General features: G+C 44.0%; 1 protein-coding gene and 1 pseudogene. Both read right to left on the bottom strand.

Annotated elements, in window-relative coordinates:
* Positions 1–733 precede the first annotated feature (733 nt).
* Positions 734–1,855 (bottom strand): site-2 protease family protein, encoded by a 1,122-nt coding sequence (locus ACRC32_RS19695; protein WP_438555563.1) that lies wholly within the window; start codon positions 1,853–1,855, stop codon positions 734–736.
* A 487-nt stretch (positions 1,856–2,342) separates the two neighbouring features.
* Positions 2,343–2,454 (bottom strand): annotated as a pseudogene (locus ACRC32_RS19690) (IS5/IS1182 family transposase); the annotation flags it as partial.

Genomic DNA, 2,454 nt, shown 5'->3' with positions numbered 1-2,454 from the left:
AATCGCTCTCAAGTTTTTGAATCAGCCCAGTACCGTAGGATTCGCTCTCAAGCAAGACCGGCAGCACGTAGCAAACTGCTTGTTCGATTCTTAAATAAATCGGCGGCTGGGTCGCAAAAAACTGATAGATCTGCTCAATTGTCATAGACTCATTTTTTGAAAGCGATCGCGTACTTCATTTCAATCTCACTTTAATTGTTCCCTCAACTGCCTCAATTCTTTCTTATCGTTGTAGGAGAGTTGCTCGATTTGGTTCGACTAATTACCGCTCTCCCTCGTTGACATAAATGCGACAGTTGACGAGCGATAACTGCCAAGAGGGTAGCTGATGCTTACTAGCCCAAGCAGTTCTTTTAGCAATAATTAATATTCTGTAAATAAAGAAAAGTAGCAAAATTTTGGCTGGTGCAAGAGCGCTCTTCGTCGAATGATTCTAGTCCAGGCAACCCTGGCACATGGCTAACTACGGAAGCTAGCATGAGTGCGAACGCTAACTCTAAATTGGCTGCTTGCAGTTTGCCTAAATTTTCCCCACTGCTAGGGGCTGGTGAATTGCAACTTAGAGGTAATGAAACTTTGCCGCATCTGGTCAAGCAAACAATCGCAGAGCACCCTGCGTCCGTTGAAATTCTGGGATCGAAGCGATATGTGTTTCTTGAGAGCCTCAACTAAAAAAACTCCCCCAGATACGAGTTTTAAAGTCTGAGGGAGATTTGAGAAATTACAGAATTTGTCAAGCAGGTGCTTGTACTCGTTTTTGCAACCAGCGGAGAACAGCAGCTTTCTCTAAAAGTCCAACTAGTACGCCATTTTCCCCAATTACAGGTAGCGCTGAGTGCTGCTGTTGTTCTAGTATTTTTACTGCTTCTAGTAGAGATTGCTCGGATTGAATCATCGCCGATGGTTCGATGGGTTGCATCAATTCTCGAACTTGGGTTTGTGTCCAACGTGAAGTAGGAACCACTCTTAAAGCATCTAGAGTAATCGTACCAACCAGTTGCCCTTCAAGATCGGTGACTAAAAACCTCTCCCACTTACCATGACCAAGAATCGATTCAACAGCAAATTCTCGCAGAGAAAGATCGGCTGATACTATTGGGCTGTCAAAATTTACTGCGTCTGCTACCTTAAAATTCTTTAGTGTTGACTGCAATGTAGCAGATTGGGCAGTTCTGCTGGCATTTTGAAGTAAAAACCAACCTAATATTAAGTTCCAGAAGTTACCAAAACTACCTAACAATACTAGGGGAATTAAGCCAGAGGCGATCGCCAACCAGCCAATGAATTGCCCTACTCTACTGGCAAAGACAACACCTTTTTCAGGATTACCCGTAATTTTCCAAACTAGTGCTTTGAGGATGTTACCCCCATCCAAAGGTAAGCCAGGAATTAAGTTGAACAGCGCCAGCGCCAAATTCACGTAAGCCAACGTTCCTACAACTGCGGCGAAAGGTGCTAGTAATGGGACGCTGGCGTTAATTGTTGTCAATATCCCGAACAACAATAAACTAACTAAAGGACCAGCGATCGCTACCCAAAACGCTTCACTCGGAGTTTTTGATTCTTTCTCCAGGCTAGCAAGACCGCCAAACAGAAATAGAGTTATCGATTTAACTTCAATTCCCTGTCTGATGGCAACGAAACTGTGTCCTAATTCGTGCGCTAAGACTGAAGCAAATAGCAATAGAGCGGTAGTTAATCCCAACAACAAGGGTAGCAAACTACCCCCAGCAGGGAATTGCGTTGCTAACCCACTGGTATAACTCCAAGTCACCAAGCCCAAAACCAAAAACCAGGATGGGGCGACATAGAAGGGAATTCCAAATAGATTACCAACGCGAATAGTGCCGTTCATATAAAGCACCTCTAAACTTGAACTTTGAGAATTTGAGCAGTTTGGGATCGGCACGACACGGCTTGTCGTCAGACCTTTTCTCTCTTTCTCCATCTAGCGTAACGAATTGTAAAGAAGCTTTAAACTATTTAACTATCGTAGTATCCGTCCGCTCAAGTGCGGTTAACAAGCATCGTCAGGAAAACGATCGCCCCTTCCAGATAGCAGAGAACAAATTGACCCGACTTATTCTAATTTTTGTTGTTTGAGGGCGATCGCTGCGGTTGCATCGAGGCTAGTTATAACTGTCGCACTGTGGAATGAGAATGCGACGATCGATGAGTTCGTCCATCGTAGCTTGGACTTTAGCTATTACTGATGAGGGCGGAGTATGGTGAACATTTTTGTTCAATTGTCATTTCTTGTGGATCGGCTTCCAAAGGACATACGCGCCAAATAATAGGTGTTAACCATACCTCGCTTTTAGAGCTGATTTATAAAGTAAGACTTAAGCGGTTAGTCGTCTCAGCATCAGCCGCACCATAGCAGCATAAACCATAGACTCGCTTACTTCCGATAACAGTTCATAATCCTTGCTTAAACGCCGATAACGTCCTAAC

The organism is Chroococcidiopsis sp. (assembly GCF_051657925.1).
In the GTDB taxonomy this organism is placed as follows: domain Bacteria; phylum Cyanobacteriota; class Cyanobacteriia; order Cyanobacteriales; family Chroococcidiopsidaceae; genus Chroococcidiopsis.
Note: the sequence above shows the minus strand (reverse complement) of the source record. Positions and strands in the feature narration are given on the sequence as shown.

What these genes read in the sequence shown, in the direction of transcription:
- ACRC32_RS19695 (WP_438555563.1), bottom strand. Translation starts at nt 1,855, where the DNA reads ATGAACGGCACTATTCGCGTTGGTAATCTATTTGGAATTCCCTTCTAT.